This window comes from Devosia chinhatensis (assembly GCF_000969445.1).
GTDB lineage: Bacteria > Pseudomonadota > Alphaproteobacteria > Rhizobiales > Devosiaceae > Devosia > Devosia chinhatensis.
In genome coordinates this window covers 103,087-128,996 of sequence record NZ_JZEY01000061.1, presented here as the reverse complement: position 1 = coordinate 128,996, position 25,910 = coordinate 103,087, and the positions used below count along the sequence as shown (strand labels likewise).

Annotated in this window: 23 protein-coding genes; 6 read left to right on the top strand and 17 right to left on the bottom strand. The window is 63.3% G+C overall.

The features are described 5' to 3' along the window. Positions 1-909 carry a diacylglycerol/lipid kinase family protein gene (locus VE26_RS11010; RefSeq protein ID WP_046105343.1) on the top strand — a complete coding sequence of 303 codons (909 nt, stop codon included), beginning with the start codon at positions 1-3 and terminating at the stop codon, positions 907-909. A gap of 7 nt (positions 910-916) precedes the next feature. Here the strand turns inward: VE26_RS11010 and VE26_RS11005 are convergent, their stop codons facing one another. The 15 genes from VE26_RS11005 to VE26_RS10945 form a co-directional block, all read right to left on the bottom strand. Then, on the bottom strand, positions 917-1,348 hold the full coding sequence (locus VE26_RS11005) for a hypothetical protein (protein ID WP_046105342.1): 432 nt from the start codon (positions 1,346-1,348) through the stop codon (positions 917-919). A 2-nt stretch (positions 1,349-1,350) separates the two neighbouring features. After that, the gene (locus VE26_RS11000) at positions 1,351-1,704 is read right to left on the bottom strand and encodes an ElaB/YgaM/YqjD family protein (protein ID WP_052715852.1); all 354 of its coding nucleotides are present in this window, start codon (positions 1,702-1,704) and stop codon (positions 1,351-1,353) included. 181 nt (positions 1,705-1,885) lie between these two features. Continuing rightward, complete coding sequence (locus tag VE26_RS17480; protein WP_084620373.1) at positions 1,886-2,044, bottom strand: DUF3309 family protein; 159 nt, start codon at positions 2,042-2,044, stop codon at positions 1,886-1,888. 41 nt (positions 2,045-2,085) lie between these two features. Continuing rightward, positions 2,086-2,253, bottom strand: coding sequence for a hypothetical protein (locus tag VE26_RS18100; RefSeq protein ID WP_160297838.1), 168 nt, complete (start codon positions 2,251-2,253; stop codon positions 2,086-2,088). 85 nt (positions 2,254-2,338) lie between these two features. Next, the gene (locus VE26_RS10995; RefSeq protein ID WP_046105341.1) at positions 2,339-3,217 is read right to left on the bottom strand and encodes a transglutaminase family protein; all 879 of its coding nucleotides are present in this window, start codon (positions 3,215-3,217) and stop codon (positions 2,339-2,341) included. Positions 3,218-3,222: 5 nt separating this feature from the next. After that, a complete protein-coding gene (locus tag VE26_RS10990) occupies positions 3,223-5,634 on the bottom strand; it encodes a circularly permuted type 2 ATP-grasp protein (RefSeq protein WP_046105340.1) in 2,412 nt (803 codons plus the stop codon). 3 nt (positions 5,635-5,637) lie between these two features. Beyond that, positions 5,638-8,985, bottom strand: coding sequence for a transglutaminase family protein (locus tag VE26_RS10985; protein WP_046105339.1), 3,348 nt, complete (start codon positions 8,983-8,985; stop codon positions 5,638-5,640). Positions 8,986-9,069: 84 nt separating this feature from the next. Beyond that, a complete protein-coding gene (locus VE26_RS10980; protein WP_244465683.1) occupies positions 9,070-10,656 on the bottom strand; it encodes an FGGY-family carbohydrate kinase in 1,587 nt (528 codons plus the stop codon). A 54-nt stretch (positions 10,657-10,710) separates the two neighbouring features. Next, complete coding sequence (locus VE26_RS10975) at positions 10,711-12,186, bottom strand: mannitol dehydrogenase family protein (RefSeq protein ID WP_046105337.1); 1,476 nt, start codon at positions 12,184-12,186, stop codon at positions 10,711-10,713. Between the two features lie 169 nt (positions 12,187-12,355). Then, positions 12,356-13,360, bottom strand: coding sequence for an ABC transporter ATP-binding protein (locus VE26_RS10970; RefSeq protein ID WP_046105336.1), 1,005 nt, complete (start codon positions 13,358-13,360; stop codon positions 12,356-12,358). A gap of 11 nt (positions 13,361-13,371) precedes the next feature. Continuing rightward, a complete protein-coding gene (locus tag VE26_RS10965) occupies positions 13,372-14,202 on the bottom strand; it encodes a carbohydrate ABC transporter permease (RefSeq protein ID WP_046105335.1) in 831 nt (276 codons plus the stop codon). Between the two features lie 10 nt (positions 14,203-14,212). Beyond that, complete coding sequence (locus VE26_RS10960) at positions 14,213-15,085, bottom strand: carbohydrate ABC transporter permease (protein ID WP_046105334.1); 873 nt, start codon at positions 15,083-15,085, stop codon at positions 14,213-14,215. 186 nt (positions 15,086-15,271) lie between these two features. Then, positions 15,272-16,582, bottom strand: a complete 1,311-nt coding sequence (locus VE26_RS10955; protein ID WP_046105333.1) for an ABC transporter substrate-binding protein — start codon at positions 16,580-16,582, stop codon at positions 15,272-15,274. A 194-nt stretch (positions 16,583-16,776) separates the two neighbouring features. After that, positions 16,777-17,730: a sugar-binding transcriptional regulator gene (locus VE26_RS10950; protein ID WP_046106250.1), complete on the bottom strand. Its 954-nt coding sequence runs from the start codon at positions 17,728-17,730 to the stop codon at positions 16,777-16,779. A gap of 58 nt (positions 17,731-17,788) precedes the next feature. Then, positions 17,789-18,502, bottom strand: coding sequence for a FadR/GntR family transcriptional regulator (locus VE26_RS10945; protein WP_052715851.1), 714 nt, complete (start codon positions 18,500-18,502; stop codon positions 17,789-17,791). Between the two features lie 464 nt (positions 18,503-18,966). Here VE26_RS10945 and chvE point away from each other — a divergent pair, with 464 nt between their 5' ends. From chvE to mmsB, 3 genes are all read left to right on the top strand, one after another. Next, complete coding sequence (chvE, locus tag VE26_RS10940) at positions 18,967-20,022, top strand: multiple monosaccharide ABC transporter substrate-binding protein (protein WP_046106249.1); 1,056 nt, start codon at positions 18,967-18,969, stop codon at positions 20,020-20,022. A gap of 177 nt (positions 20,023-20,199) precedes the next feature. After that, entirely contained in the window at positions 20,200-21,732 is a 1,533-nt protein-coding gene (mmsA, locus tag VE26_RS10935; protein ID WP_046105331.1) for a multiple monosaccharide ABC transporter ATP-binding protein, read from the top strand. Further along, positions 21,729-23,006: a multiple monosaccharide ABC transporter permease gene (mmsB, locus tag VE26_RS10930; RefSeq protein WP_046105330.1), complete on the top strand. Its 1,278-nt coding sequence runs from the start codon at positions 21,729-21,731 to the stop codon at positions 23,004-23,006. The genes mmsA and mmsB overlap by 4 nt, the downstream gene beginning before the upstream one ends. A gap of 59 nt (positions 23,007-23,065) precedes the next feature. On the opposite strand, the gene VE26_RS10925 is transcribed toward mmsB, so the two are convergent. Beyond that, a complete protein-coding gene (locus tag VE26_RS10925) occupies positions 23,066-23,482 on the bottom strand; it encodes a VOC family protein (RefSeq protein ID WP_046105329.1) in 417 nt (138 codons plus the stop codon). A 70-nt stretch (positions 23,483-23,552) separates the two neighbouring features. On the opposite strand from VE26_RS10925, the gene VE26_RS10920 reads away from it, so the two are divergent. Both VE26_RS10920 and VE26_RS10915 read left to right on the top strand, forming a co-directional pair. Continuing rightward, positions 23,553-24,239, top strand: a complete 687-nt coding sequence (locus tag VE26_RS10920) for a helix-turn-helix transcriptional regulator (RefSeq protein ID WP_046105328.1) — start codon at positions 23,553-23,555, stop codon at positions 24,237-24,239. 55 nt (positions 24,240-24,294) lie between these two features. After that, the gene (locus VE26_RS10915) at positions 24,295-24,969 is read left to right on the top strand and encodes a class I SAM-dependent methyltransferase (protein ID WP_046106248.1); all 675 of its coding nucleotides are present in this window, start codon (positions 24,295-24,297) and stop codon (positions 24,967-24,969) included. Between the two features lie 87 nt (positions 24,970-25,056). Here the strand turns inward: VE26_RS10915 and sseA are convergent, their stop codons facing one another. Continuing rightward, positions 25,057-25,890, bottom strand: a complete 834-nt coding sequence (sseA, locus tag VE26_RS10910; RefSeq protein ID WP_046105327.1) for a 3-mercaptopyruvate sulfurtransferase — start codon at positions 25,888-25,890, stop codon at positions 25,057-25,059. Between the last annotated feature and the right edge of the window lie 20 nt (positions 25,891-25,910).

Genomic DNA, 25,910 nt, shown 5'->3' with positions numbered 1-25,910 from the left:
ATGTATTTTCGGGCCATTCTGAACAAGGACGGGGGCACATTGCGCTCCATGGACCTCGACGACTTCTGCAGCAAGGCGAAAGTCGTGTTTGCCGCGGCGGGGCACGACCTCGACTGCCGGGTGATCAGTGGCGGCGATGTCGAGGCCGCTCTGGCCGAAGCGGCCAAGGATGAGAAGGTGGACGTGATGCTGGCCGGGGGCGGCGACGGAACGATCTCCGCCGCTGCTGCCGCAGCTTTTGCGAGCGGCAAGCCGCTGGCCGTCCTGCCGGCGGGTACGATGAACCTTTTCGCCCGGGCGCTCGACATGCCGCTCGACCTCGACGATGCGCTGGAGGCCATTGCCCGGGGCCAGCTCGACCAGATCGACATCGCGACGGCCAATGGCCGGCCATTCGTGCATCAGTTCGGGGTTGGCATTCATGCGCGGCTCGTGCGCATTCGCAATGAGATGACCTATCGCGACCGGGTGGGGAAAATCCTCGCCAATCTCAAGGCGGTGCTGGCCGCAGCGATCAATCCGCCACGCTTTGAGGTGGAGCTCGTGGGGACCGATGGTCCGCGACGGCAGACGGTCACCGGCATTGCCGTGTCGAACAATCCTCTAGGCGATGGGACGATCCCGGTCGCAGGGCGGCTCGATAGCGGGCTGTTGGGGGTCTATGTAGCCGCCGGAACGACGAGCCGTGAATTGCTGGCGCTGGCGATCGACGTCTTTACCGGCCGCTGGCGCGACAATGCGCTGGTGAGCGAGGCCGAAGTGCCCGAGCTGGTCCTGCGCTTTCCGAAACGCAAGCGTGGCAATCATGCGGTTGTCGATGGGGAATTGATAGCGCTCGATCCGAGCGTGACGCTCAAGATCCATCCCGGCGCGTTGAGCGTGGTCAGGCCCGGAAACGTCCAGGCCTGACCAAGGATCAATCGTCGTCGCGAGATTCGCGCAGCAAAGCCACGGCGGCAATGGCTGCGGCGGGCAGGCCAAGCTTGACCACGAGGGGCGAGCGCAGCAGCATGGGCAGAGCGGTCAATGCTGCGGTGGTCACGAACGCCCCCGATTCACTGGATCTGCGACGCTGGATGGCCTTGCGACGCTGGTTGCCATGGGCGATTGCGGCGCCGGCATAGACGGCCAGAGCCAGCAAAAGAAACGTCCCGCACATTACCAGAGCGGCGATGAAGGGGCTGAACAGATCGGCCAAGGCCAGGTAGCCGGCGACCGTAAGAAAGATGGCGGCCGTCAGAAGGAAAAGCGCGATCAATCCATAGATGATCGCCGCAGCCCGAACGCGGGCTGCGACATTTTCGAGCTCGAGGCCGAACAGGGCCGCCAGCGGCGCGATCAGCCCCATGGTCAGTGCCGGGTGAGCAGGGCGAACAGGAAGCCGATGCCGGCAGCGGTGGCCACGGCGGTCAGCGGCTTCTTGCGGATGGAGTCCTTGAGCTGCTGTTCTACTTCCTCGGCCTGATCCTGCGCATCGCTCAGCATGGCTTCGCCCTTGCGCTTGAGATGACGCAGCTCTGTGGAAGCCACTTCGCGCGCTTCGCCGACCTTGTCGTTGGTCAGCTTGCCGAGCGTCTCGGTGATCGACTTGAGATCGTCCTGCAGCTGCTTGACCTGCAATTCGAGTTCCTGCTCGCGGGTTTCAGCGGATGCGCTGCGGGCGCTCTTGCGGGCCGCGGAGGCCATGTCGGTGGTGCTTGCCATTAAAGGGCTCCTTTTCAATTACGGGTGAAATGCCCCAGCCGGGCGCTGGTTCCCGGAAATATTCAAAACCAAACCCGGCAGGCTTGCACCTGCCGGGACATGGTTGCGGCCGGAGAGGGGGCGTCTCCGGTCCGCGCCGGCATGAACGTCTAGGGAGAGTTCATGCCTTGTTGGAGAGGGGCTAGATGCGTCCCATCAGCACGAGGATGAGCACCACCACCAGAACCACGCCCAGGATACCGGACGGGAAGTAGCCGAAGCCGCGCGAGTATCCCCAGTTCGGCAGCGCGCCGATCAGAAGAAGAATGAGAATGATGATGAGAATTGTGCCGAGCGTCATGTAACCCTCCTAAAAAGCTGGGCGAACCGTGTGGTCGCCGACTAGAGCAGCGCGACCAGAAGGGCAGTGGCGGCAACCAGGATCAGCGTGGCCGGCAGGAGCGCCATGGCGACATCTGCAAAGCGCGGCTGGTGATCGAAAACGTCCGATGCCCACACAGCGGTGGAGCGACCTGCATCTTCAAGATTTCTGATCTGGTACTGGTTCATTTTCCGTCTCCTGCGGCCTTGCCGTTGGCTGCGTGGCAGAAGAACGGGGAAAGGGGAATTTTGGTTCCCGCGCCCTCAAAGGGCATTATTCAACCCGCAGCACATCCACAGACTGACGGGTTTCATGAGAGCCATGTGTCCGCAGGACGCCGACGATGGGCGATACATCGGCATAGTCGCGGCCATGGGCGATGGAGATGTGGTCGCTCCCGGCGATCATGGCATTGGTAGGGTCGAATTCCACCCAGCCCACATGCTGTCCGCACCAGGCACGGACCCAGGCATGCATGGCATCGGCCCCCTCGAGCCGAGCCTTGCCGGGCGGCGGATTGGTGCGCAGGAAACCCGAGACATAGCCGGCGGGAATGCCGATGCCGCGCAAGCCCGCAATCATCACATGGGCAAAATCCTGGCACACCCCCTTGCGCAGGGCGAAGGCCTCGGCGGGCCGGGTTTCCACATCCGTGGCCTTGGGGTCGTATTCGAAATCGCGGTTGATCGCCATGCAGAGCGCGGTGGCGATCGAGAGGACCGATTGATGGCCCTGCGTGACCTCATCGACATAATCGGTAATGGCCGGCACCAGCTGGGCGCGCGGCGAGGCGGCCAGGAAATGTTGCGGGGAGTTGGGCTCGATGGACCAATAGCGCTCGACTTCCTGGGCCAGCCTGTCGCGCGTCGGCGAAAGGTCGGCCGGGGGTGTCAGGTCCTCGACCTGCACGCGGGCGCTGAGGCGGATTTCCAGCTTGTCATGCGGCTCGACCATGGTGATGGCCGTCACCGGATTGCCGAAGAAGTCGATGAAGCTCGTCTGCCGGTGTGGACGGGGCGAAATGGTCAGCGAGGAGGCCACGACGCGCTGAACGTTGCGCATGTTGGCGGGCACCACGCGGATATGGTGAGCGCCGCCATGGACGGGTGCGTCATAATCATATTCGAGCGTCAGGCGGACGTCATAAAGCATGGCGATCAGGTGAAATAGGCGGCAGCAATGAGGCTGGCCAGCATGGCGATGTCGTCGGCGAGCCGTTCGAGCCGTTCCGGCGTCATGTCACGCGGCTCGGCGATGACAAGGTCGGTATGCAGCTGCAAGGCGGCCCGCGCCACCGGCGACAGCTGCCCGTCCTCGATGCCGCCGGGCAGGGTCTCGACCTGGGCGCGCAGCTCGGTGAGCTGAAACAGCACCGAGCGTGGATTGAGCGGGTCGAGGATGAGGAGGTCGATGGCGCTTTGCGGGCCGGCACTGACCGAATAGCGGCGGCGATGCGACATGACGCTGTCGCCGATTTCGAGCAGGATTTCGAGAGAGCCATCGGGCGCATCGGGTCCGGAGAGCCAGCCGGTGACCCGCGCCATCTGCACGGCGCGCTCGAGCCGGCGGCCGAGTTCGAGGAAGCGCCAGCCGGCAAAGCGATACATGTTCTCGTGCACAAGGCCGGAGAACCCGGCAAGCTTGCGCAGGATGACGGTCATGGCGCGCGTGGCATCGTCGCCGGGGCTGACGCGTTCGGCAAAGCGACGGGCGGACTTCTGGAGATCGTTGAGCGCCAGCCAGCCATCGGGGGAAAACCGATCGCGAATCTGGCCTGCGCTGTGCACGGCACTGTCGATGGAGGCCAGCAGGCCATGGGGCATGGCCTCGGTGGCATCGACATCGATGCTTTCGAGAAATTTAGCGCAATGGGTCAGAATGGGCAGGTCGGGCTTGGACAGTTCGGCGAGGCGCGCATTATAGGCGCGCAGGATGCGGACGGTGGCTTCGCAGCGTTCGGCGTAACGGCCCAGCCAGATAAGATTGTCGGCCGCGCGGCTGGGCAGGCTGCCAGGCGAATTGCGCACTAGTTTTTCGTCTTCACGCGGCAGCAGCGACACCACTTCGACGGGGCGGGAGGACAGGACCCAGACGTCGGCTGCCTGACCGCCGCGCTGCATGGCGATGGCGCTGGTATCGTTGGTGGAGCCGACGCGGGCGAAGCCTCCCGGCATGATGGTCCAGCCGGTCTCGGTACGCGCCGCATAGACGCGCAGGGTAATGGGGCGTGGTTCGAGCCGCCCATCGACATAAACGGGGGCGGTAGAGAGCTGCACCGGCTCCTGGCCGACATAATCCTTGCCGTTGCGCGCGATGCGGTCCTTGAGCTGGGCTTTCTGATCGGGCGTCATCCCGGCGCCCAAGGCGGTGCCGCGCAAATCGTCGAAAGGCAGGGCGGTGGAGAAGGCGGGACCGATCATCAGCCGATCGAAATTGTCGAGGACATAGTCGCGCTCGGCGGGCTGGCCGCACCACCAGGTGGCGATTTCGGGCAATTGCAGTTCGGAGCCGAGCAGGTGCTTGCTGACGCGCGGCATGAAGGCGGCCAAGGACCGGGTCTCGAGAATGCCGGTGCCCAGCGCATTGATCATGGCGATGGAGCCGCTGCGCAGGGCCTCGACCATGCCGGGCGTGCCGATATGGCTGTCATAGCGCAACTCGAGCGGATCGACGAAGCTGGCATCCATGCGCCGCCAGAGCACGCTGACCGGCTTGAGCCCGGCCACGGTGCGCACCATGACCTGACCATCGGAAACCACCAGATCCTCGCCTTCGAGCAGCATGAGCCCGAGATAGCGGGCGATATAGGCATGCTCGAAATAGGTCTCGTTGAGCTGGCCGGGCGTCAGAATGCCGACGCGGCCGCCATCGCGGCGGGCCTGAGCAAAGAGCGTGTTGCGGAAATCACGGAAGAAACCGGCCAGCCGGTTGATGTTCATGTCACCATAGATGTCCGAAAGGGCGCGGGTGGTGGCGACGCGGTTTTCGAGCGCAAAGCCGGCACCCGAGGGGGCCTGCGTCCGGTCGCCCAAAACCCACCATGCGCCATCGGGGCCGCGCCCCAGCTCGAAGGCGCAGAAGTGCAGGAAATGGCCGTTGACCGGGCGAATGCCGACCATTGGGCGCAGGAATTCGCCATTCTGTGCCACCAGTTCGGGTGGCAGCAAGCCCTCCTGGACCAGGCGGTTGTCGCCATAGATGTCGGCCACGATACGTTCGAGCAGATCGGCACGCTGGGTAAGGCCACTGGAAATGGCGGTCCAGTCGGTTTCGTCGATCAACAGCGGAATATGGGCGAGCGGCCAGGCCCGCTCCTTGCCTTCGGCGCCGTCATATTTGCGATAGAACACGCCGGCATCGCGCAGGTATTGATCGGCGCGCTCGAAGCGGGCGGCCAGCTCGGTGGGGCCCAGAGCATCGAAGGCCGACATCAGCTTGTCCCAGCCCGGCCTGATGGCGCCGGACGGGTCGATCATCTCGTCCGGCACGCCCGGCATCAGCCGGTAATCAGCAATGATGCTGGGTCCGGCCGGGGGCTTGCCGCGGGTTTCCTGATTCCGCGAAGTCATGGCTTACGTGAACCGTGGCGGGCGCCGCAGGTCAAGCGTCAGCGGGAAATCGTCCGCAGGCTTTTCGGGGCGCAGGGCATAGGTGCCGGGCGTGTAATTGTGCGGCACGAAGCGGGCGAGGCGACGGGCCTCGGCCTCGTTGCCATTGACAGGGAAGGTTTCGTAATTGCGGCCGCCCGGATGGGCGACATGATAGGTGCAGCCACCGATGGCCCGACCGGTCCAGGTGTCATAGATGTCGAAGACCAGCGGGGCATTGACCGGAAGCGCCGGATGCATGCCCGAGGCAGGCTGCCAGGCCTTGAACCGTACCCCGGCGACGGCAGTGCCCGCTGCGCCGGCGGCCCTGAGCGGCACCGGACGCTGGTTGCAGGTGACGGTGTAGCGAGCGGGATTAGCGGTTTCGAGGGTGACTTCGAGGCGTTCGAGCGACGAGTCCACGAAGCGCACAGTGCCGCCGATGGCACCTTGTTCGCCCATGACGTGCCAGGGCTCGAGCGCCTGGCGCAGTTCGAGCCGGACGTCTTCGACGCTGACCTCGCCGCAGAAGGGAAAGCGGAATTCGCGCTGGGCGGCGAACCATTGCGGATCGAAGTCGAAACCATGTTCGCGCAGATCGGCGAGCACGCCGAGGAAATCCTGCCAGACATGGGTGCCGAGCATGAAGCGATCATGCAGGCTCGTACCCCAGCGGGTAAAGTCGCCCGAAAACGGGCGTTCCCAATAGCGGGCGATGAGCGCGCGGATCAGCAATTGCTGGGCCAGGCTCATGCGGGCATTGGGCGGCATCTCGAACCCGCGGAACTCGACAAGTCCCAGCCGGCCGGTGGGGCCATCGGGCGAGAAGAGCTTGTCGATGCAGATTTCGGAGCGATGGGTATTGCCGGTGACGTCGGTGAGAAGGTTGCGGAACAGGCGATCGACCAGCCAGGGCAAAGGCGCTTCGCCCTCGCCCGGCCCAGGAACCTGGGCCATGGCGATTTCGAGCTCGTAGAGGCTATCGTGACGGGCCTCGTCGAAGCGTGGCGCCTGGCTGGTGGGGCCGATAAACAGCCCCGAGAACAGGTAGCTCATCGAAGGGTGGCGCTGCCAGTGCAGCACCAGCGACTTCAAAAGGTCGGGGCGCCGCAGGAACGGACTGTCCTGCGGGGTGGCGCCGCCGACGACGACATGATTGCCGCCGCCAGTGCCGACATGCTTGCCATCGATCATGAACTTGTCGGCACCCAGGCGTGACTGACGTGCTTCCTCATAGACGGCGTTGGTGGTGGCGACGCAATCATCCCAACTGGAGGCGGGGTGGATATTGACCTCGATGACGCCCGGATCGGGCGCGACGCGGATGACGTTGAGGCGCGGATCAGACGGCGGGGCATAGCCTTCGAGATGGATCGGCTGGCCGATCTCGCGGGCGGCGGCCTCGGTGGCGGCGATCAGTTCCAGATAATCCTCGAGCTTTTCGACCGGGGGCAGGAAGACGCAAAGGCGATGATCGCGCAATTCGGCGGTGACGGCGGTGCGGACCTGCCCTTCGATTTCACTGATGACCTGCTCGGTGATATCCTGCTGCTCGGTAGCGGCGGTGAAGGCCGCGGTGTTCTGCGCGCGAGGATCGATCTCGAGCCCGGTGCTGCGGCGGGCGAGCATTTCCTCCGGATCGGGCAGGGCGGCGCGCGGTGCCGCCGGATCGAGCGGCACCACATGAGGATAGTCGGTGGCCTTGAGGTGCTTGAGGGAACTGAGCGGCAGGCGATAGCCGGCCGGGCTGTCGCCGGGGGCCAGGAAGAGCTTACCGCGCCGCGTCTTCCATTTTTCGGTGAGCCAGGGGCTGGAGGCGGCGGCGTTCCAGCGCTGCACCGGCAATACATAGCCGGTGGGATTGGTCAGGCCGCGCGCAAAGACGGTGGCGATGCGGGCCCGCGCCTCGGGATCGGCAAGCTCGGAATTGGCCGGATCGACATTGGCGGGAAGGTTGGCTTCCTTGAGCAGCCATTCGCCGGGATCTTCATAGGCCTCGGCAATGGTGTCGCCGGTCAGGCCGAGATTGCGGGCGAAGGCATCAAGGAAGCGCCGTGCATCCTCGTGGGTGGCGCTGGTCTTGACGCCTTCGCGGGCGATGAGACTTTCGTCCGTCCAGAGCGGCTTGCCGTCATGGCGCCAATAGAGCGAGAAGGTCCAGCGGGGGAGCGTTTCGCCCGGATACCACTTGCCCTGTCCGTAATGGAGCATGCCTTTGGGCGCGAAGCGTTGGCGGAGGCGGCGGATGAGGTCATCGGCCAAGGCGCGCTTGGTGGGGCCGACGGCGCCGGCATTCCATTCGTCTGCCTCGAAATCGTCGATGGAAACGAAAGTGGGCTCGCCGCCCATGGTGAGGCGCACGTCCTGCTGCGCCAGCCTGGCATCGACTTGCTTGCCCAAAGCATCGAGGCGCTGCCAGCTTGCATCGGAAAAGGGCTTGGTGATGCGCGGATGCTCGGCAACGCGGGTGACCTGCATGTCGAAGGCGAAGTCGACTTCGGCATAGGAGGCGAAACCGGAAATGGGCGCGGCGTTGCGATAATGTGGCGTGGCGGCGAGGGGGACGTGACTTTCGCCGGTGAGCAGACCGGATGTCGGGTCGAGCCCGATCCAGCCGGCGCCGGGCAGGTAGACCTCGCACCAGGCATGCAGATCGGTGAAATCGCGATCGGTGCCGGCGGGGCCGTCGAGGGAGACAAGGTCCGGCTTGAGCTGGATGAGATAGCCGGAGACGAAGCGGGCGGCAAAGCCGAGATGGCGCAGGATATTGACCAGGAGCCAGCTTGAATCGCGGCATGAGCCCTTGGCATTGGCAAGGGTTTCCTCGGGCGACCAGACGCCGGTTTCCATGCGCACGATGTAATTCGTCATCTGCTGGAGGCGCGCATTGAGCCCGGTGACGAAGGTGACGGTGTTTTGCGGCGATCGGTCGATGGAGGCCAGAAATTGGGCCAGCAGCGGGCCGGCGGGCTCGGCGCGGCGATAGATGGCCAGGTCTTCGCGCAGCTCCTCGGGATAATCGAAGGGCCAGGTTTCGGCGCTTTCCTCGACGAAGAAATCGAAGGGATTATAGACCGTCATGTCGGCGACGAGGTCGACTTCGATCTTGAGCTCGGTGACCGGCTCGGGAAAGACGAAGCGCGTCAGGAAATTGCCATAGGGGTCCTGCTGCACATTGACGAAGTGCAGGCTCGGGCTGACGCGCAGCGAATGGCTGAGAACCTTGGTCTTGGAATGAGGCGCCGGCTGCAGACGAATGACCTGCGGCTGCAGGACCACCGGTCGATCATATTTGTAGTGCGTGAGATGATAGATGGCGGCTTTGATCGACATGCAGCTACTGTCGCTCGCTATAAGGCCACGAAAATGACTTCCCGACGCGGACCTTAGCGGTGTTTGCGGCGGCTGGATAGCGGGCTAGTGCATCGTGTCGATGGCCTGACGCTGGCGCAGCATTTCGAGGAAGATGCGGTAGTCGCGGTCATAATGCGCCCGCGCCGCCGGATTGGGTGCGTGCAAGACGCCGCCCTGATGCATGGCACGGCAGGCCTCTTCCAGGGTGGGGTAGAGGTCGGCGGCATTGGCGGCGATCATGGCCATGCCCAAAAGCGTGGCATCGGGCGTCGTCGGCTCGACGACGGTGCAGCCCGTGGCGTCGGCATAAAGCTCCATCAGCAGCGGGTTCTTGGTGTGCCCGCCAATGATGTGGAGGTGGTCGATGTCGTAATTGCCCTCGTGCATGGCGTCCAGGATGTGACGGATGCCCAGGACGATGCCGACACAGGTGCGCCAGTAAAGCCGGCAGAGACTGTCGAAATCGCTGTCGAGGGTCAGCCCCGAAATGACGCCCAGAGCGTTGGGCGCGGCGAGCGGGGAGCGATTGCCGTGAAAATCGGGGAGGACGTGGAGCCGGCTGGCGAGCGCCAGCCCTTCGGTCGCGCGCAATTCCACGACCCGCGCGCAGATGGCGCGATGGCGTTCCGGCGTCGGATCGCCGCCCGCTGAATGCCAGCGCACGATATGATCGAGCAAGGCGCCCGAAGCGGACTGGCCGCCCTCCAATTGCCAGAAATCGCCGAGAATGGTGCCCTGATGGGGGCCCCAGATACCGCGGATCGCCTTGGTTTCGCCGGACATGGCCATGACGCAGCTGGACGTGCCGGCGATAAGGGCACAATGGCGGTGCATGCGGCCCGGATCGGTGGCGATGGGCCCCAGTTCCGCCAGGGCACCGGCATAGGCATCGACGACACCTGCGCCGACGCGGCAGGAAATGGTAAGGCCCAGCTGGTCGGCGGCATGGGGCGTCAACGGACCCAGATCCGCGCCGACAGGAGAGGCCTTTTGCGGCAGAGCGGCCTTGTCGATGAGATCGGAGAGGCCGACCTGGGCCAGGAAATCGGCCTTCCAGCTTTCGGCGTGGTGGGGAATATAGGTCCACTTGGTGGCCAGCGTGCATTGTGACCGGGCCAGCGAGCCGGTGGCTTTCCAGGACAGGAAGTCGGCGAGATCGAAGATCATGCCGGCGCGGTCCCAGCTCCCCGGCAGGTGGCGCTTGAGCCACATGAGCTTGGGCACTTCCATCTCCGGTGACATGACGCCGCCGATGTAGTTGAGCACTTCATGGCCAGTGGCGGTGCATTGCTCGGCCTCGGCCAGGGCCCTGTGGTCCATCCACACCACAGTATCCCAGCGATCCTCGCCATTGCGGGCGACGCTGACCGGCTCGCCCTGAGCGTCGAGCAGGACGAGGGAGCAGGTGGCGTCGAAGGCGATGCCGGAAACATCGCCGGGGGCGGCGCCGGCCTTCGCCATGGCGCCGCGCACGGCCGCACAGACGGCAGACCAGATCTGGGTGCTGTCATGCTCAGCAAAATTGGCGTCTTCGCGCCGCATCAGGATTGGATTTTCCTGCCGCCCCAGCATCTTGCCGGAGCGCGTGAAAACGCCAGCCCGAGCACTGCCCGTTCCGACATCCACTCCCACCAGGAGGTCTTGCGCCACGCCGGCCTCTCTTCTTGGTCCGGCGCGGACCATAGCGGATGGTATCGAAGCGGGCTAGAGGCGGTCTGCCAGATAGGCTTCGAGCGTAGCGGTGGTGCCATTGGCCCAGAGGGCGGTCAGGCAATGCGTGAAGGCCGCGACAAAGGCCGGATCGCCGGCCAGTGCCCCATAGATGTCGCCCATTTCGAGCCAGGCCGCCGGATTGTCCCTGGCCTTGCGGGCCTGGGCGGTGAGGCGGTCCCAATTCGGGTCATTGGGCTCGATGACCGCGCCGCTTTCGGTGGTTCCGTAGCAATAGCGGCACCAGAGGGCCGAGACCAAAGCCAGCCCCATGACCCCGTCGCCAGCACTGACCCGGTCGAGAGCGCTGGGAATGATGAACTTGGGCTGCCGGTTGGAGCCATCGAGCGCCAGGCGGCGGATGGTGTCGCCGATCTTGGGATTAGCGAAGCGCTGTTCGCAGAGCGCGAAATAATCGTTGAGATCGGTATCGGGCACCGGGGGAACGATGGGGATGATTTCTTCGCTCTCAACCTTCTTGAGGAAAGCGGAAACCAGGGGATGCTCCATTGCCTCATGAACGAAGTGAATATCCAGAAGGCCCGCGGGATAGGCTATGGTAGCGTGGCCACCATTGAGGATGCGGATCTTCATATGCTCGTAGGGCGCAACATCGGCAACGAACTGGACGCCCACTTTTTCGAGCGCCGGCCGCCCTGACGGGAAGTGATCTTCCAGCACCCATTGCTTGAAGTTTTCACAAAAGACCGGCCAGGCATCCTCAATGCCGTATTGTTCGGCGAGGATGGCTTTTTCGCGGTCCGAAGTGGCGGGCGTGATGCGGTCGACCATGCCATTGGGGAAGGCGACAGCGGTGTGGACCCATTCGGCCAGGGCCGGATCGATCAGGTTGGCAAGGCCGGCAATGGCGTTCTGGGTGACGTGACCATTCCCCGGAATGTTGTCGCAGGACATGATGGTGAAGGGAGCAATGCCGGCTTCGCGGCGCTTCACCAGTCCGGCTAGGATCAGCCCGAAAGCGGTTTTCGGCGCGGCGAAATTGGCAGCGTCATAGGCGATGTCCGGGTGGGTCGGGTCGAATTTCTGGCTGGCCGGATCGATGTAGTAGCCGCCTTCGGTAATGGTCAGGGAAACGATGCGGATCGCCGGATCGGTCAGGGCGGCGATGACGGCCTGGCTGTCGCCGGGTTCAAGATAATCGAGCATGACAGCGGTCACGTGCGCTTTGGAGCTGTCAGCTTCCTGCTCGACAACGCTGGTCAGCCAATCCTGGGCGGAGAGCGCATCGCGCATGGCAGCGTCGGACGCGCGGGTGCCGGCGCCGATAATGGCCCAGTCATGTCCTTCGCCGGAATTGAAGAGGGCATCGAGATAGACGGCCTGGTGGGCGCGATGGAAATTGCCCACCCCGAAATGGACGATGCCGGGCGAGAGGTCAGCCCGACTATATGTCGGTTTTGCAGCCGTGGTGATCGCGGGAAGGGAGGCGAGCGAGAGTTTGGTGGTCATGGCTTAAGTCCCGAAGTCATTGCCGGGCTGGCGGCAAGCTCCGTTGAGGGAAAACAGGGGTTCCCGCCTCTGCGGGAATGACGCTGCGCTAATGGAACAGCACGACGGCCTGCCGCCTGACGGATTACCGGACCGGTAATGACCAGAAGCGGAAGATCGCCGTGCATGATCAGATCGCCTTGCCGGCCGCATCGAACTTATAGATGCGGTTGGGGTCGGGCGTGAGGTGGATTTCGTCGCCATGCCTGAAGGTCTGGTCACCATCGGTGCGGACGGTCATGAGGCCAAGGCCTTCCACATCGACATGCAGGAAAGTATCCGAGCCGAGCTGTTCGGCGACGTTGACCTTGCCTTTCCACTGCCCGGCGCCCGGCGTGGTCGAGAGGGCGAAATGCTCGGGGCGAACACCAATGGAATGGGCATTGTGCCGGGCCGCTTCCGCGCCATCGATGAAGTTCATCTTCGGAGAGCCAATGAAGCCGGCGACGAAGCGATTGGCGGGCTTTTTGTAAAGTTCGAGCGGCGAGCCGAATTGCTCGACATTGCCCGCGTTGAGCACGACGATGCGGTCGGCCATGGTCATGGCCTCGACCTGATCATGGGTGACATAGACCATGGTGGTCTTGAGCTGCTGATGCAATTCGGTGATCTCGAGGCGCATGTTGACGCGCAGCGCGGCATCGAGATTGGACAGGGGTTCGTCAAAAAGGAAAGCCTTGGGTTCGCGCACGATGGCACGGCCGATGGCAACGCGCTGACGCTGTCCCCCCGAAAGGGCGCGCGGCTTGCGATCGAGATAGGACCCCAGATTGAGGGTGCGGGCGGCATATTCGACCTTGCGGTCGATTTCGGCCTGCGGAACCTTTGCCATCTTGAGCGGGAAGGCGATGTTGTCGCGCACGCTCATATGCGGATAGAGCGCGTAGGACTGGAACACCATGGCGAGGCCCCGGCGGGCCGGCGGCGCATCGGTGACATCCTGCCCGTCGAGGCGGATCTTGCCGGACGTGGTGTCCTCGAGGCCGGCAATGAGCCGCAGAAGCGTGGACTTGCCGCAGCCGGAGGGACCGACAAAGACGACGAATTCACCGTCCTTGATGTCGAGCGAGATGTCGGGAATGATTTCGACTTCGCCGAAGGACTTGTTGACGTTTTCGAGGGTGATGGAGCCCATTTTTAGTCCCTTTACTTCACTGCGCCGAAGGTCAGGCCACGCACGAGCTGCTTCTGGCTGAACCAGCCGAGCAGCAGGATGGGGGCGATGGCCAGAAGCGAGGCGGCGGAGAGCTTGGCGAGGAAAAGACCTTGCGGCGAGGAGAACGAGGAGATGAAGGCGGTGAGCGTGCCAGAGCGGCCCGAGGTCAACGTGATGGTCCAGAACGCTTCGTTCCAGGCGAGGATGACGTTGAGCAGCAAGGTCGAGGCGATGCCGGGCACGGCCATGGGCACAAGCACATGGGTGATCTCGTTCCAGAGTTCGGCCCCGTCCATGCGGGCGGCTTCGAGGATATCGACCGGGATTTCCTTGAAGTAGGTGTAGAGCATCCAGATGATGATCGGCAGGTTGATCAGCGTCATGATCAGCGTCAGGCCATGCAGGGTGTCGAGCAGGCGCAGGTCGCGGAAGATGAGATAGATCGGGATCAGCACGCCAACGGCCGGCATCATCTTGGTGGAAAGCATCCACATCAGGATGTCCTTGGTGCGCTTGGTGGGCGCGAAGGCCATGGACCAGGCCGCCGGAATGGCGATCAGCAGGCCCAGAAGCGTCGAACCGAAGGAGACGATGATCGAATTGGTCGCGTGCTTGATGTAGTCGGAGCGATCCTGCACGGCGCCGAAATTTTCGAGCGTAAAGGTTTGTGGCAGGAAAGTGGGGGGAGAAGCGATGGCCTCCGCCTCGGTCTTGAAGGCCGTGACGATCGTCCACAGGATGGGCGAGAACAGCAGGAGCGCGATGGCCCAGGCCAGGATGGTAAAGCCGATGCGGGTTTGAACGGGAACGCGGCGAGCCATTGTGTTTCTCCTACGCGTCGAGGTTCTTGCCGACGGCGCGCATCAGGAAGATGGCGACGATGTTGGCGATGATGACGGCCACGACACCGCCGGCGGACCCCGCCCCGATATCGTTGCTGAGAATACCGGTGCGGAACACCAGGAAGGCGATGTTGGTGGAGGCGTAGCCCGGGCCGCCGCCGGTGGTGACGCGAATCTCCGCGAAGATGCCGAGCAGGAAAATGGTCTGGATCAGGATCACGATGGTGATCGCCCGCGCCATGTGCGGCAGGATGATGAAGCGGAAGCGGTTGACGGCGTTGGCGCCATCCATCTCGGCTGCCTCGCGCTGCTCTTCGGAGAGCGATTGCAGGGCCGTCAACAGGATCAATGTCGCGAAGGGCAGCCATTGCCAGGCGACGATGACGATGACGGAAAAAAGCGGATATTGGTTGAACCAGTCCACCGGCTGCAGGCCAAAGGCCTTCCAGAGATGGCCGAGCATGCCATAGCCGGGATGCATGAAGCCGTTTTTCCAGATCAGGGCTGCAACCGGCGGCATGACGAAAAACGGGGAAATGACGAGTATGCGCAGGATGCCCTGGCCCCAGATGGGCTGATCGAGCAGAAGCGCAAGAAACGTGCCGCCGATAATGGTGATCAGCAAGACCCCACCGACCAGAATGAGAGTATTGACCAGCGCCTGGGTGAAACTGGGATCGCCGATGACATAGGCATAATTGGCCCAGCCGGCGAAACCGGTCAGCATCGGGTTGATGAGGCTGTAGTTCTGGAAGCTGAACCACAGGGTCATGGCCAGCGGAACGGCCATCCAGATCAGCAGCACGATGACGGCGGGGGCCATCATGGTGCGGGCGAGAATGCGGGTTTGTCTGGTGGCCATTGTTGCGCTTTCCCTTAAAGGGCAGGCCCCTCACCCCAGCCCTCTCCCCAGCGGGACGAGGGGTAGGTCGGTGATCGAGGCGGAATCTCGCCAAACTCTGGATGCAGTTCCCTTGCCCCTCTGGAGAGGGGGCAGGAGGATGGGCGGCCGGCACAGAATGCGCCGACCGCTGCACGGGAGGAGGCCTTATTTGATGTAGCCGGCGCGGGTCATGTCGCGCAGGGTGGCTTCCTGGGCCTGAGCCAGGGCGTCGTCAGCAGACATCTGTCCAGCCAGCGCAGCCGAGAACAGCTGGCCGACATTGGTGCCGATGCCGGCGAACTCGGGAATGGCCACGAACTGCACGCCGACATAGGGCACGGGCTCGACGGTCGGTGCGTTGGGATCAGCCGAGTCGATCGATGCCAGGGTCATGGCAGCGAAGGGGGCGGCAGCCTGGTAATCCGGGTTCTCGTACAGCGAGGTGCGGGTGCCAGGAGGCACGTTGGCCCAGCCTTCGTTTTCAGCAACGAGGGCAAGATAGTCCTTGGACGTTGCCCAGTTGATGAAGGTTTCGGCGGCTTCGGCATTCTGCGAGGAAGCCGGGATCGCCAGCGACCAGGCCCAGAGCCAGTTGCCGCGCTTGCCGAGGCCGTTATCGGGAGCCTGGGCGAAGCCGACCTTGTCGGCAACGGTGGAATCCTCGGGATTGGTCACGAAGGACGCGGCAACCGTGGCGTCGATCCACATGCCGCACTTGCCCTGCTGGAACAGGGTCAGGTTTTCGTTGAAGCCGTTCGAGGAGGCGCCGGAGGGGCCGGCATCGGCCATCAGCGAAAGATAGGTGTCGAGCGTATTCTTCCACTCGGGCTGATCGAACTGGGGCTGCCAGTTCTCGTCGAACCAGCGGGCGCCGAACGAATTGGACATCGCGGTGAGGAAGGCCATGTTCTCGCCCCAACCGGCCTTGCCGCGCAGGCAGATGCCGTTGATGTCGTTGTCGCGATCGGTCATGGCGCGTGCAGCTTCGCCGATGAATTCCCAGGTCGGCGCTTCGGGCATTTCGAGGCCGGCTTTTTCCATCAGATCGGTGCGATACATGATGAAGGAGCTTTCGCCGTAGAAGGGCGCTGCATAGAGCGTGCCATCCACCGAGAGGCCGCCGCGAATAGCGGGTAGCAGGTCGTCGACGTCGTAATCGGCATCGGCGGAAAGCGCATCGAGCGGCTTGAGCCAGCCCTGCTTGGCCCAGATCGGCGCTTCGTAGGTGCCGATGGTCATGATGTCATACTGACCGCCATTGGTGGCGATGTCAGTGGTGACGTTCTGGCGCAGGGTGTTTTCTTCGAGCACGACCCAGTTGAGGGCGATGCCGGTTTCCTCGGTGAACTGGCTCGACAGACCCTGCATGCGGATCATGTCGCCATTGTTCACGGTGGCGATGGTGAGCGTCTGTGCCGATGCGGAGCCGGTGAGTGCGAGCAAGGTCGCGCCCACGAAAAGGGGTGTCAGTTTCATCAATGTTCCTCCCAAGAACCAAAGCGAGCATTTGCTTTGCTTGTGGGCATATGTTCATCAGGTGCGTGTCGCGAGTCAAGCGGGTTGCCCCGAGATTTTCGCTGCTAAGCTTGTTTCGGTTGATGCTTGCGCAAAGAATTGCCGCGCGGACGGGCGATTGCCCGGCGCGAGCGCGTCAGGATGGCACGCGAAGATCAGGCCAGCAGGTGCTGGGCCGTGCGCTCATCGGTGATGAGGCCATTGGCAAGACGGCGGATCAACGCAGCGCGGATCGCCGGTGCCTTGCGATCGCCCATGGCGATGGCTACGACCCGGCCGGCTTCGCGGCTGGGTATGGGGGCGGAGGCGACGCGGTCATTGATCGGCAGGTCGAGAAGGCGTCCCTCGGCGTCAAAGCACCAGCCGCAGATCTCGCCGACAGCGCCGGCCTTCTGCAATGACCGCTGCTCGGTTTCGGTGAGGAACCCATCGAGGATCAGCGGCGCATCGGGGTCGAGATGGCCGATGCCCACAAAGCTGATATTGGCCTTGGCGGCCAGTTCGAGCGTGGAGCGGATCATGGGCTGGGCATGGAGCAGCTCGCGCTCGCGCGCCGAGGAGGCGATGACCGGCAGGGGCATGGGGAAGGAGCGCGCCTTGACGGTGTCGGCCACGTTGAAAATCACGTTGTAGAAGGCCGCGGACCCGTCGGGCGCGATATTGCCGGTGAGCGACACCACCTTGTGGTGGGGGCAGTCCATCGGCTGGAGTTGCTCGACGGCGGCCTTGAGTGTGCGGCCGGTGCCGATGGCAATGATCTGGGGATCGGCAAGGCGCAGACTGCGCTCGATTTCGGCGGCGCCAGCCTCGGCGATGCCAATCGTGGTGGCAGTGCTGCCGGGGTCGGAGGGGACGATCTCGCAATGGTCGAGGGCGAATCGCTGGCGCAATTGCTCGGCAAGATCGAGACAACGCCCGATGGGATGATCGAGGCGCACCTTGATCAGGCCTTCGCTCACTGAAAGCGAGACGAGGCGCTGCGCCGATTGACGGGAAATCCCCATCTTGGCGGCGATCTCTTCCTGGGTATTGCCGGCGACGTAATAGAGCCAGCCGGCGCGAGCTGCGTCGTCCAAGCGGGTCGCTGAATTGTCCTGTCGCGCGGCCATGAAGCCCCCTTGCGGTTTCATGCGATTATTCGGATCGCGCGGCGCATCGCAAGGGAATTTACCGGTCTGGACGCTGTGGGGCCGTGGTTCCGATGTTGGTGACGGCATTGCCGATGTCGCGTTCGGTGTCCTTGAGGTGGACGCGCATGGCCTCGGCGGCGGCGCGGGCATTGCCGGCCCGGACGGCATCGAGAATGCGCTGGTGATGCGCAATCGTATCGAGGAGGGTGTGGCCGCGATTGGCGTGGCCCTGCCGGCTGATCTGGATGCCCTTGCGCAGGGGGCCGGCCATGGCCTCGAACAGATAGCCCAGAATCCGGTTGCCGCTGGCCAGGGCTACGGCTTCATGAAAGGCCACGTCGCAATCGTGAAAGCGTCCTTCCGCCCCCGGGTCGGTATCGGCGGCGGCGTCACGCATGCCCTGAAGGGCGTTTTCGATGGCGGCAAGACCGGCGCGGCTGGCGCGCTTGGCAGCCAGCGTAGCGGACTGCACTTCGAGCGACATGCGGACTTCGACCAGATCGAAAAGGCCCTTCGAATCATTACGAAGCACCGAGACGAGAAAATCGGCGAAGGCGGTGCCGTCCGGCTCGCGGACGGTGGCGCGTCGACCGCGTGCCAGGTCGAGCAGTCCGCGACCGGCGAGAAGCTTGACCGCCTCGCGTATGGTCAGGCGACTGACGGCGTAGCGCTCGGCCAGCTCAGCCTCGCTGGGCAGTTTGCTGCCGGGTGCCATGCTCGTCAGAATCATGTCTGCCAGATCGTCGGCCACGGCGCGGGCGGCGCTGGGCTGATCGGGCCGGTTTTCGCCGGTCTGAATGATGTCTCTCCCTCAAAGGTATCAGATACCTTTTCGTTTCCGGCGCCTGTTGTCCAGCGCTTGGCGGCAACGATACTCTTTCGGGCAGCGACCATAACGTTCTCTTAACCGCCCATGCAACGGGGGTTACAGTTTTATTAGAGAATCGAAAAAATAACGTGCAGCCGCGTTATGCCGCTTTACAGACCTATCTGATTATTTTAGCGTCACCGGCAATGGGCTGGGAGGGTCCAAGGCGGCGCAATGCCGTTCGTACCGGAGGATTTCATGCAGTTCGGACTGGTGTTGAGGCGCGCTGCGCCGAGCCGTCGCGACGCGGCCGCGGCCGCCACTGCGTGAGCTGAGCTACGCCCCCTGACCAGAAAATCATCTCGAATATCAAAGGGAGTCGAGACGTGAAGCTTTTCAAATCGATCATGACCGTTATCACCGCCGGCGCGCTCATGACCACCGCGGCGACCGCCGTGCTGGCCCAGGACAAGGGTCTCATCGGCGTTGCTATGCCGACCTCGTCGTCGCTGCGCTGGATCTCGGACGGTAACGAGCTCAAGACTGCCCTCGAGGGCATGGGCTACACCGTCGACCTGCAGTTCGCCGAAGACGAAATCCCGAACCAGCTGGCCCAGGTCGAAAACATGGTCACCAAGGGCGCCAAGGCCCTCGTGATCGGCTCCATCGACGGCACCACGCTCAGCGCCGTGCTGCAGCAGGCCGCCGACCAGGACGTCAAGGTCATTGCCTATGACCGCCTGATCCGCGACAGCGGCAATGTCGACTACTACACCACGTTCGACAATTTCCAGGTCGGCGTGCTGCAGGCCAATTCGCTGGTGAAGGGCCTCAACGAGCGCTTCCCCGACGACAAGCCGTGGAATGTCGAGCTCTTCGGCGGTTCGCCCGACGACAACAATGCCTTCTTCTTCTACGACGGCGCCATGGCTGTGCTGCAGCCGATGATCGATGCCGGCGATGTGGTGATCAAGTCCGGCCAGCAGGGCATGGAACAGGTCGGCACGCTGCGTTGGGACGGTGCAGTCGCCCAGGCTCGCATGGACAACATCCTGTCGGCCAACTACTCGGATGGCAGCCGCGTCCATGGCGTCCTGGCTCCCTATGACGGGCTTTCGCGCGGCATCATCTCGTCGCTGCGCGGCGTTGGCTACGGCTCGGGCGACCTGTCCTGGCCGATCATCACCGGCCAGGATGCCGAAGTGCCCTCGATCAAGGCGATCATCGCCGGCGAGCAGTACTCGACCGTGTTCAAGGATACCCGCGAACTGGCTCAGTACACCGCCCAGCTGCTCGACACCGTGCTTTCGGGTGAAGAGCCCGGCGGCCTGGACACCACCACCTATGACAATGGCGTCAAGGTCGTGCCGTCGATCCTGCTGACCCCCTACGAAGTCGACGCGACCAATTACGAAGAACGCGTCATCGCTTCGGGCTACATCAAGGAAGAAGAACTGCAGTAAGCGGTTCCGACCATCAGGAAGGGCCCCGCGACGCGCGGGGCCCTTTCAGAATTTTCCGGAGATGCCTGGCGGCGTGACCGCCTGATGTCCGGCTGAGCCGGACACGGTGCCGGAGCGAAAAACGAAGGGGGGTGAGCCTTGGCGCGCCCTCCCGACGAGCCAAGAACAGGGTCCTTCATGACCAAGACCATTCTGGAGATGCGCGGCATCACCAAGACCTTCCCGGGCGTCAAGGCCTTGTCCGACGTGAACCTCGATGTGCGCGAAGGCGAAATCCACGCCATCTGCGGGGAGAACGGGGCCGGCAAGTCGACGCTGATGAAGGTGCTGAGCGGGGTCTATCCGCATGGCTCCTACGACGGCCAGATCATTTATCAGGGTGAAGAGCAGCACTTCCGCTCCATCCGCGACAGCGAACACAAGGGCATCGTCATCATCCACCAGGAACTCGCCCTGGTGCCGCTGCTGTCGATCGCGGAAAATATCTTCCTGGGCAATGAACAGGCCAAAAACGGCGTCATCGACTGGGACGAAACCCGCGACGGCGCGCGCAAGCTGCTGTCCATGGTCGGTCTTAACGAAGATCCAGATACGCTGATCACCAATATCGGGGTGGGCAAGCAGCAACTGGTCGAAATCGCCAAGGCATTGTCCAAGCAGGTGCAATTGCTGATCCTGGACGAGCCGACGGCATCGCTGTCGGAAAAGGACAGCCAGGCGCTGCTCGACCTGCTGCTCGAATTCAAGAAGCAGGGCATTACCTCGATCATCATCAGCCACAAGCTGAACGAAATTTCCCGCATCGCCGACCGCGTGACGGTGATCCGCGACGGCCGTACCATCGAGACGATGGACACCGACCAGATTACCGAGGACCGCATTATCACCTCCATGGTGGGGCGCTCGCTCGAGGACCGCTATCCGGCGCGCCAGCCCAAGGTGGGCGAAGTGGTGCTGGAGGTGAAGAACTGGAACGTCTTCCATCCGCAGCACCGCGAACGGCAGGTGATCAAGGATGTCAGCATCACCCTGCGCAAGGGCGAGGTGGTGGGCATTGCCGGGCTGATGGGATCGGGCCGGACCGAGTTCGCCATGAGCCTCTTCGGCAAGTCCTATGGCCAGAAGATTTCCGGCGAGGTTCACCTCAACGGGCAGAAGGTGGATACCGGCACGGTGGACCGGGCGATCCGGCACGGGATTGCCTATGCCACCGAAGACCGCAAGACCTATGGTCTCAACCTCATCGACCACATCAAGCACAATACGACGATCGCCAATCTGATGGGCGTATCGCGCATGGGCGTGATCGACGACCTGGCCGAAATGGACGTGGCCAACGATTATCGCAAGAAGACCAATATCCGCTCTTCGAGCATCTACCAGGCGACCGGCAATCTCTCGGGCGGCAACCAGCAGAAGGTCGTTTTGTCCAAATGGCTCTTCGCCAATCCGGACGTGCTGATCCTGGACGAGCCGACACGCGGCATCGATGTCGGCGCGAAATATGAAATCTACACGATCATTAACCAGCTCGCCGCCCAGGGAAAGGCGATCCTGGTGATCTCTTCGGAAATGCCGGAACTGCTCGGCATCACCGACCGACTTTACGTAATGAACGAAGGCCGCATCGTGGGCGAAATGCCGACCAGCGAGGCGAGCCAGGAAAAGATCATGCGCTCCATCGTGCGCGCTGAAGGAAAGGCATCATGACAACCGAAACTGTACCGACCGGAGCCCCGGCCGATCAGGCCAAGCCCCAGGAACTGTCGCTGATCGGGGCCCTGCGCGCCAATATGCGCGATTACGGGCTGCTGCTGGCGCTCATCCTCATCATGCTGTTCTTCCAGTATTTCACCAATGGCGTGCTGTTCAAGCCGGTGAACCTGACCAATATCATCCTGCAGAACAGCTATATCATCGTGATGGCGCTGGGCATGCTGCTGGTGATCGTGGCCGGACATATCGACCTTTCGGTGGGCTCGGTGTCTGGTTTCATCGGCGCGCTGGCCGCCATGCTGATGGTGGGCTGGCGCTTTCCTCCCGAACTGGCTTTCCTTGCGAACCCCATCGTCGCCGGCGCCATCTGCCTGGTCGCGGGCGCGGCCATCGGCGCGGCGCAGGGCTATCTCATCGCCTATCACCGCATCCCGGCCTTCATCGTGACGCTGGCCGGTATGCTGATCTTCAAGGGCCTGTCGCTCGCGATCCTGGCCGGCAAGTCCGTGGGACCATTCCCGGCCGAATTCCAGTTGCTCTCGGCCGGCTTCATCCCCGACGTCATCGGGCCGACGACCATGCCCTGGCTGGCCGAAAACGGGCAGAACGTGGTGCTGCACACGACCACGATGGTCATCGCCATCGCAGCGCTCGTGGCCATGGTGTTCCTCTCGATCCGCACCCGCGCCCGCCGCATGGCACGCGGCTACACGGTCGAGCCGTTCAGCCTGTTCATCATCAAGAACGTGGTCATCGCGGTCCTCGTGATGTTCTTCGCCTATATGCTGGCCTCCTATCGCGGCCTGCCCAATGTCCTCGTTGTCATGGGCATCCTGATCGCGGGCTTCGTCTTCCTCACCAAGAAGCTGACCTTCGGTCGTCGCATCTATGCGCTGGGTGGCAATCTCAAGGCGGCGGCGCTGTCCGGCATCAAGACCGAACGCACCACCTTTTACATTTTCGCCATCATGGGTGCGCTGGCCGCTCTTGCGGGCATGATCTATGCCGCCCGTCTCAATTCGGCGACGCCGAAGGCAGGCCAGGGCTTGGAACTCGACGTGATCGCGGCCGTGTTCATCGGCGGCGCCTCGGCGCTGGGCGGTGTGGGCCAGGTCGCCGGCGCGGTGATCGGCGCCTTCATCATGGGTGTGATGAACAATGGCATGTCGATCATGGGCGTCAACATCGACTGGCAGCAGATGATCAAGGGTGTGGTGCTGCTCGCGGCCGTGTTCTTCGATCTCTACAACAAGAACAAGTCGGCCTGATCCTTAGGGCCTATGAGAACGAGGCCGCCGGAGCGATCCGGCGGCCTTTTTTCTTGGTCTCAATAGGCAGCGGCAATATCGAGGACGAACGTGATGCCGAAGCGGTCGGTGAGCATGCCGAACAGCGGCGCCCAGCCGGACGGGGCCAATGGCTGAATGATGGTCGCGCCTTCTGCGAGCGCGGACCATATGGCGGTCAGCTCCTGCGTATCGGTGCCACGAATGGAAACGAAGACCGGTGCGATTCCGGCGTCATAGGCGCGGGCTGCAGGGACGTCGTAGGCCATGATGCGGAAGCCGTTGGCGCTTTCCACCTGTCCGAAGGCGACGAGATCGGCTTCCTCCTCAGGGAAGGAGGGATAGGCCTGGGCGTGGGTGGCAATTATCAGCTCGCCGCCAAAAACGGATTGGTAGAAGCCGAGGGCCTCCCGGGCATTGCCGCGGAAATTAAGGTGAGTGGTGGTCTGGATGGTCATGGCGAGCTCCTTGCCGTTTCTGATGACAGCTTTATAAGCGCGCTCAACTGACAATTCGGGGCAGTTGAAAATGGGCCGACCAGACCGGTTATTGCGACTGTTGCAGGCCATGCGTGTCATGGCACCGCCCATTACGGCAGCGCGACTGGCGGAAGAGACTGGTGTGTCGTTGCGCTCGCTCTATCGCGATATCGACAGCCTGCGGGCGGCCGGCGCCCGGATCGAGGGGGAACGCGGCTATGGATATCGGCTGATCGAGGATTTCGCCCTGCCGCCGCAGACCTTCGACCGGCTGGAAATCGAAGCGCTAGTGCTTGGCCTGGGCGAGGTGCAGCATATGGGCGACGGGGAACTGGCGGCAGCGGCGCGCTCGGCTCTGGCCAAGGTGGCGGCAACCTTGCCCGATGGACGGGAACAGCAGATGCTGCATGCCGTGTCGCAAGTCTATCGTCCGCAGGCGCGGTATCGCCTGGCGCTCGACATGGGGCTGGTCCGGCAAGCCTGCTGGCATGAGCAGGCTTTGGCGATCCGCTATGCGGACGCTGACGGCAGCGTTACCGAGAGGACGATCCGACCGCTGGCACTGGCCTATCACCAGAATGTGCTGGCAGTGCTGGCCTGGTGCTGCCTGCGCGCGGACTTCCGGATTTTCCGCGCCGACCGGATTGCGGCAGCCGTGCGGACCGGGGAGAGCTTCCGGCCGCAGCGGGCGAGCCTGTTGCGCAGCTATCTTAAAAGGCTCAATGCGCAGACTTGACGCCGCGCCATGGCTCATGTGTAACTATATGTGTTACATTATGGCGGGATCGGCAATGGCTAACAATCATTTTGGGGCACAGGCGGCCCGCGGGTATGCCGAGCGGCCAAAGCGGCAGGTGCCGGGGTTGGAAAGCCTGCACCAGATGACGGGGATGCTTCTGGGGGAGCGCGTATCGGAACAGGGCAGCGTTCTGGTACTCGGGGCCGGAGGCGGGCTGGAGTTGAAGGCGCTGTCGCATGCGCATCCAGGCTGGGAATTCGACGGCGTCGATCCCTCACCGGACATGCTGGCGCTGGCGCGTGAGGTCGTGGGCCCAAACCAGCGCGTTCGCCTGCACGAGGGCTATGTCGGCTCGGCGCCCGAAGGGCCGTTCGATGGCGCCGTGTGCTTGCTGACATTTCATTTCATCGCCCGTGAGGATCGCATGGAAACCTTGCGCCAATTGCGGGGGCGGTTGCAGCCCGGCGCGCCTCTGGTGCTGGCCCATATCAGCTTTTCTCAGCAAGAGCCGGTGCGGAGCCAGTGGATTGCCCGCCATGCCGGTTATGCCGAAGGCGTCACGGCCAGCGGCGCCGCGCTGGACACTGCGCTCACGGCCATGGGCGCTCACCTGACCATTCTGGCCCCGGAAGAAGAGGAAGCCATGCTGGCCCAGGCGGGGTTCAGCGACGTCAGCCTCTTCTATGCCGGTTTGAGTTTTCGCGGCTGGGTGGCTTATGCAGCATGAACGCCCGGTGCTCCTTAACCGCGCGGCTTCGAAGTCTGGAATAGAGGCAGCCGGACTGCGCTGAACACGAGGTCTCAGACCAAGACCCTAGCTTTCCACTTCGGCATCGGGGCGGGCTCCCCACTCGGCCCAGGAGCCATCATAAACGGCGACATTGGCGGCACCGGCCTGTTCGAGGGCGAGGGCCAACACCACCGCCGTGATCCCGGAGCCGCATGAGGTGATGATGGGGCGGTCGAGATCGATGCCGCGCTCGGCAAAGAGATCGCGCAGCGCCCCGGCAGACTTGAGGACGCCATTGTCGCTGAGCAGGGCTACCGGCACATTAAGGCTGTTGGGGATGTGGCCCGACCGAAGACCGGGGCGGGGCTCTGAGACCTCGGCGTGAAAGCGCGGCGCCGGGCGGGCATCGACGATCTGCGCTTCGCCGTCTCTGGAGCGGGCTGCCACCCGGCCGAAATCGGCGGCGGCCTCGGCATCAAAATGCGTGCGGAAAAGGGCCGGCTGACGCTCGACGAGCCCGGTTTCCGTCGGATGCTTGCCGGCGCGCCAGGCCGGGCCGCCTCCCTCAAGGATCAGCACATTGCTTGCGCCGAAGGTGCGGAAGGTCCACCAGGCGCGGGGGGCACTGAACAGGCCGACCTCGTCATAGACGACGATCGTCATGTCCTCGGAAATGCCGAGTGCGCCGACGGCGCGAGCGAAATCGGCAGGCGCTGGCAGCATGTGCGGCAAATCGGTGCTGGTGTCGGCAATGGCGTCGATGTCGAAGAATACCGCGCCGGGAATATGACCGCTCAGATATTCGGCCTGGGCGTTGCGCTTGGCATTGGGCATGTGCCAGCTCGCATCGACGACAACCAAGTTGGGATCGCTAAGGCGCTTGGCGAGCCAGGCAGGCGTGACGAAGGGAGAGGTCATGGTCTAGCTCCTTGCCGCGA